The sequence below is a fragment of the Burkholderia sp. Se-20378 genome (assembly GCF_017104665.1).
GTDB classification, from domain to species: Bacteria; Pseudomonadota; Gammaproteobacteria; order Burkholderiales; family Burkholderiaceae; genus Burkholderia; species Burkholderia lata.
Map to the genome: position 1 here is coordinate 1 of NZ_JAAGPG010000556.1, position 5,400 is coordinate 5,400.

A 5,400-nucleotide genomic window follows, 5' to 3' on the forward strand; every position below is an offset into this window, starting at 1 on the left:
TCAGCGATGCGGCGTCGTTCGTGAGGCGCGCGTGACGCAGCATCGCTGCGACCGCACACGCCAGCGCGCCGACCAGCACGAAGGTGCCGAGCCGCACGAGCCGCTCGGGCAGCGGCTCCGAATAGGCCGCCGGATCGGACAGGAACAGCGTCCACACGAGCATGCCGCTGATTACCGTCGAAACGATCCCGAACAGGAACGACGTCGCCCACGCGGCGCCCGCGAGCAGCGGGTAATACAGGACGAGCGGCAGGTTCACGCCGCCGAAGCGGATCGCGAGCGTCTGCAGCACGGTCGCGATCGCGACCAGCATCACGGCCGTGACGAAATTGCCGGCGCGGGTCCGCGGCATGTCGAATATCGGTCGCGCGCCTCGCGGCTGGTCCGGTCGACGGGGCATCAGGATTCCGGCTTGTCCGCTTCGTCTTCGAGCTGAGCGAGCCGGTTGTAGATCGTCTTCAGGCTGACGTCGAGCACCTCGGCCGCCTGCGCCTTCACGCCGCCGCATTGCGCGATCGTGCCGAGGATCAACTTGCGGTCGACCTCCTCGAGCGGCGTGCCGAACGGCACGGTCACACGATCCTCGTGCGAATCGGCGACGTTCGACAGTTCGTCCATGATCGGCGGCGGCAGCGAATCGATCACGTCCGTGTCGCTGAAGATGCTCGCGCGCTGCACGAAGTTGCGCAGCTCGCGCACGTTGCCGGGCCACGCATAGGTCTTCAACGCCTCGCGCGCGGCCGGCGCGAAGCGCAGGTTCCGGCCGCTCTCGGCGTTGAACTGCTGCAGGAACGCGTCGGCCAGCATCGGGATGTCGTCGCCGCGTTCGCGCAGCGACGGCAGCGGGATCGGGAACACGTTGATCCGGTGGAACAGGTCGGGCCGCAGCTTGCCGTCGGCCATCGCGGCTTCCGGATCGCGGTTGGTCGCCGCGACGATGCGCACGTCGACGTCGATCTCGCGCGTCGAGCCGAGCCGCGTGAGGCGCCCGGTCTCGAGCACGCGCAGCAGCTTGACCTGCGACTCGAGCGGCATCTCGGTGATCTCGTCGAGCAGCAGCGTGCCGCCGTCCGCGCGTTCGAAAAAGCCCTTGTGCTGGCGCTCCGCGCCCGTGAAGCTGCCGCGGTCGTGGCCGAACATCTCGCTCTCGACGAGGTTCGCGGCGATCGCGCCGCAATTCACCGCGAGGAACGGGCCTCGGCGGCGCAGGCTCAGGTCGTGCACCGTCTGCGCGGCCAGCTCCTTGCCGGTGCCCGATTCGCCCGTCAGCAACACCGACGCCTCGGTGCGCGCCACCCGGCCGATCGCGTCGTAGACGGCCTGCATCGCGGGCGAACTGCCGAGCATGCGGCCGAAGCGGCCGAGCCGCTGCAATTCTCCGCGCAGCTCGGCGATTTCCTCGTGCAGCGCCGTGGTGCGCGGCACGCGCGCGAAGATGCTGTTCAGCCGCTGCATGTTGAGCGGCTTCACCAGGTAGTCGGTCGCGCCACGCCGCAATGCGTCGATCGCGGTTTCGAGGCTCGCGTGGCCGGTGGTCAGCACCATTTCGCAGTGCGAACGCTTCGGCAGCACGTCGAACAGCTCCATCCCGTTGCCGTCCGGCAGCACGAGATCGCACAGTACGAGATCAGGGGTATGGGTCGTGACGAGCGTGCGCGCTTCTTCCAGCGTCGCGGCCGTATCGCATGACAACTGCTGCGTGCGCGCGAGCGCCGCGAGCATTGTCCGCGTATCGGCGTCGTCTTCGACGATCAGGACGTAGGGCATCGTGGCTCCTTGTGAGGCGGCCCGGCGCGCTTGCCTGCCGGGACCGCGGCGGGTTGCAGCGAGGTCCGGCCTTCGGTCGCACGACGATGAGGCACGATCGATGCGTTCGTGCGGACTGGCTGTCCTCCCGTGAAAAGCAGTCCCAGTCAGTATAGAAGAGCGATGTCGTGCATTCGCCGATCATCGAATAAATCTATCCGCGCATGCGACCTGCATTGCCAGATTCAATGCGTCGCAATCGGTAAGAACGTCACCGCCTGGAGCGGATCATGCGGCGCGAAGTCGTCCTGATCCCGTCTTTTGCGCACTTCTCAGACGGATGCGGTCAAACTTTCCGGCCTGATTTTTCGCATGTCGAAATCCGTTGGCGACGATACGCGCGGGCTCGCCAGCTTGCGTTCGATTCAGACCCTGCCGATTCACGTGTCGTGCGCCGAACGCCCCGCGCGCGTCGTCAGTCAGTCGGACGCTGCCGGACTGCCACCATCGCGCGCTTTCGAAATCGCTTCGACGAGTTTCAGTTCGTCGTCGATCGACAGCGTCGTGTCGATCACTTCTCCGCCGAACGGTGCGAGCGCCGTGCTCAGCGCATAGATGTCGAGCTGCGTCGCGGCCAGCCCGAGTGACACGGTGCCGGGGCGCGCCTTGCGCGCGACGCGGTCGATCAGTGCGTCGTCCACCGGTTTCTCGCGCCACGCATCGAGCGACGATTCGATGTGCTCGACCACGCTGTCGAGCAGCGATCCGGGCGGCGTGCGATCGGGGTCGACCGCATGCGCGCGCAACTGTCCATCGGTTGCGCACTCGACGATCGCCACACCCGACAGCGCGACGACGTGCCGGTCGCGCAACGTATCGAGTTCGGCGAGCGCGCGATGGGCGGCCGCGAGGTCGGGATAGGACAACACAATCAGCGTATTCATCAGCCACTCCGTGTAATCAGGCGGCCGGTTCAGGATGCGCCGCGCTCAATGCGGCAGCCCGAACGCGGCCTTCAGGCTCGCGACGATCATCTGCATCGCGATCGCCGCGAGAATCATCCCCATCAGGCGCTGCGTCACCGCCGTCACGCGCGGCGACAGGTAATGGCCGATCAGCGGCGCCGACAACAACGAAACGGCCAGCAGCACGAGAAACGCGACGAGCCCGAGCGCGAACGCGAATTCCTGCCCGGTCGACAGCGCGCTGTGCCCGAGCACGATCATCGTCGCGATCGTGCCGGGGCCGACGAGCAGCGGGATGGTCAGCGGATAGATCGCGACGCTCTCGGCCGCGGCCGGATCGGCGCCTTCGTCGTCGCCTGGCGAATGCTGGCGACTCGGCGCGCCGTGCAGCATCGACAGCGCGATCAGCAGCACCAGCAGCCCGCCCGCAAGGCGGAAATCGTCGATCGTCAGGCCGAACACGTGCAGGATTGCGCCGCCCGCGACCGCCGACACGATGCAGCCGACCGTCACGCCGATCGCGGCCGTCAGCGCGACCTTGCGGCGCACGCCGTCCGCCGCGCCTTCCGTCAGCGACAGGAACACGGGAATGTTCGCGATCGGGTTCATGATCGCGAACAGCGCCGCGAACACCTTGATGGAAAAGGTCAGGTCGAAGGCCACAGGTTCGCTCCCGTCCCGCACGTCGAAACGTGCGTTGAAACGTGCGTTGAATCGCACTTCGAATCATGCGCAGGTTCCGCTTCGTTTTCGATGCACGGCGCGCGCCATGCTGCTACGATCGACGCACCGCGTTCACGCACGACGGAGGGCCCCGACCGATGCAAGCCACCGACACCTTCATGGATCACGAGATTCGCGTCGATGCGACGCGCAACGCGAACGGCGCGTGGGTCGCGCACGTGCGGATCTTCCGCGACGGCGCACCGGTCGACCTGCCGGCGCCCGAGCTCGTCACCCCCGAATGGCTCACGTGCGACGAAGCACTGCGCGGCGGCATCGACCAGGGCCGCGTGATCATCAAGACACGCGACCGCTAACGGCGCGCGGCTCATCGACGGGCTTCGCGCGACGCGTTTCACGCATCGAAATCCAGATCGCCGATCAGGATCTCGCGATCGCGCTGGGTCCGCGTGCTGAAATCGACCGGCAACTCCATCTGCCAGCGTTCGATCGTGACCGGCAGCGCCGCGAGATAGCGGTCGAAGCGGCTGCGATCGGGCTCGGCCAGCAGCGCATCGATCGCATCGTCACGCCACGCGAGCCGCGCGTTCAGCCGGTTCGGCAATCCGACCGTCGACGTGAGGCCGATCACGTCGACACAGGTCGGGCTGCCCTGCCCGTCGTGCGGCACGACTTCCACCCTCACTTCACCAGGCTGATACAGGCCGAGCACGCGCGCCGCGATGCGCGGCGCAAACTCGGTTTCGAAACGTGCACGGACATCGGAATTCATCTCGCCTCCGGGTTCGAATCATGTCGTCACGCCGCTGTCACGCGGCTGCAATCTGCTGCTCGAATGCCACTTCCGCCTTCAGGCTGTCGAGATCGCGGCCGACCGTCGCGACCGCGAGCCGCGTGTTGCCGCGCCAGTACGCAATCGTGCAATCGTGCGTGCCGAGGTCGCCGTCGATCTCGACACGATCGAATTGCTCCGCATGCCCGACGTAGTTGACCGTCAGGTCGTAATGCTGGCTCCAGAAGAACGGCACCGCATCGAACGGCCGCTGCTGCCCGAGCATGTTGCGCGCCGCGACGATGCCCTGCCGCTCGGCGACGACCCAGTGCTCGACGCGAATCCGCTCGCCCGTCAGCGGATCGGGCCAGCGCGCGATGTCGCCGGCCGCGTAGATGCCGGGCGCACTCGTCTGAAGGAAACGGTCGACCGTCACGCCGCGCTCGACGGCCAGCCCTGCGTCCTGCGCGAGCGCCACGTTCGGATGCACGCCGATGCCGACCACCACGAGATCGGCCGGCAGCACGTCGCCGGTCGACAGCGTCACGCTGTCCGGCGTGATCTGCGCGGGCGTCGCGCCGAGATGGAACACCACGCCGTGCGACTCGTGCAGCGCCTGGATCGTGCTGCCGAGCGCTTCGCCGAGCACGCGCGCCATCGGATGCGCATCGGGTGCGACGACCTGCACGTCGACCCCGCGCGTGCGCAACGCGGCGGCCGCTTCGAGCCCGATGAAGCTCGCGCCGACCACGACGCAGCGTCGCGCCGTTTTCAGCTTGCCGATCAATGCGTCGCAATCGGCGCGCGAGCGCAGCACGCACACGTGCGGCAGATCCGCGCCAGGCACGGTCAGCCGGTTCGGCTCGGCGCCCGTTGCAAGCAGCAGCGCGCCGTATCCGACACGGCTGCCGTCGGCCAGTTCGACCGCCTGCTGCGCGGGATCGATCCGCGCGACGCGCATGCCGCACCGCACGTCGATGTGATGGTCCGCATAGAACGACGGCGCGCGCAGCGGCAGCCAGTCGGCGTCGGCTGTGCCGGCGAGATAGTCTTTCGACAGGTTCGGCCGGTCGTACGGCGGATCGGCATCGGCGGTGAGCAGCGTGACGGGATGCGGATAGCCTTCCTGCCGCAGCGTCACCGCGGCCGCAATTGCCGCGGCGCCGCCGCCGACGATCACCACCGACGCGGGCAGCCCGGCCGCATTCAGCGCAGGCGGCACGGCGGCCGGCC

General features: G+C 67.8%; 7 protein-coding genes. 1 reads left to right on the forward strand and 6 read right to left on the reverse strand.

Going from position 1 to position 5,400, the window contains the following annotated elements:
- From G3N93_RS33510 to G3N93_RS33525, 4 genes are all read right to left on the reverse strand, one after another.
- Window positions 1–352, reverse strand: a 352-nt coding sequence (locus tag G3N93_RS33510; RefSeq protein ID WP_241026805.1) for a DUF4118 domain-containing protein, incomplete at its 3' end; no start/stop codon positions are given.
- Between the two features lie 47 nt (window positions 353–399).
- Window positions 400–1,767, reverse strand: coding sequence for a sigma-54 dependent transcriptional regulator (locus G3N93_RS33515; RefSeq protein WP_206134888.1), 1,368 nt, complete (start codon window positions 1,765–1,767; stop codon window positions 400–402).
- A gap of 458 nt (window positions 1,768–2,225) precedes the next feature.
- On the reverse strand, window positions 2,226–2,690 hold the full coding sequence (locus tag G3N93_RS33520) for a DUF1269 domain-containing protein (protein ID WP_206123492.1): 465 nt from the start codon (window positions 2,688–2,690) through the stop codon (window positions 2,226–2,228).
- A gap of 45 nt (window positions 2,691–2,735) precedes the next feature.
- A complete protein-coding gene (locus G3N93_RS33525) occupies window positions 2,736–3,374 on the reverse strand; it encodes a MarC family protein (RefSeq protein WP_174984551.1) in 639 nt (212 codons plus the stop codon).
- Window positions 3,375–3,532: 158 nt separating this feature from the next.
- Between G3N93_RS33525 and G3N93_RS33530 the strand changes: the two genes are divergently transcribed.
- The gene (locus tag G3N93_RS33530) at window positions 3,533–3,751 is read left to right on the forward strand and encodes a DUF6566 family protein (RefSeq protein ID WP_206134889.1); all 219 of its coding nucleotides are present in this window, start codon (window positions 3,533–3,535) and stop codon (window positions 3,749–3,751) included.
- 38 nt (window positions 3,752–3,789) lie between these two features.
- Here G3N93_RS33530 and G3N93_RS33535 read toward each other — a convergent pair whose 3' ends face one another.
- Together G3N93_RS33535 and G3N93_RS33540 are read right to left on the reverse strand one after the other, a co-directional pair.
- A complete protein-coding gene (locus tag G3N93_RS33535) occupies window positions 3,790–4,167 on the reverse strand; it encodes a DUF5594 family protein (RefSeq protein WP_174984554.1) in 378 nt (125 codons plus the stop codon).
- 37 nt (window positions 4,168–4,204) lie between these two features.
- The coding region (locus G3N93_RS33540) for an NAD(P)/FAD-dependent oxidoreductase (protein WP_206134890.1) at window positions 4,205–5,400 on the reverse strand (1,196 nt) is incomplete at its 5' end.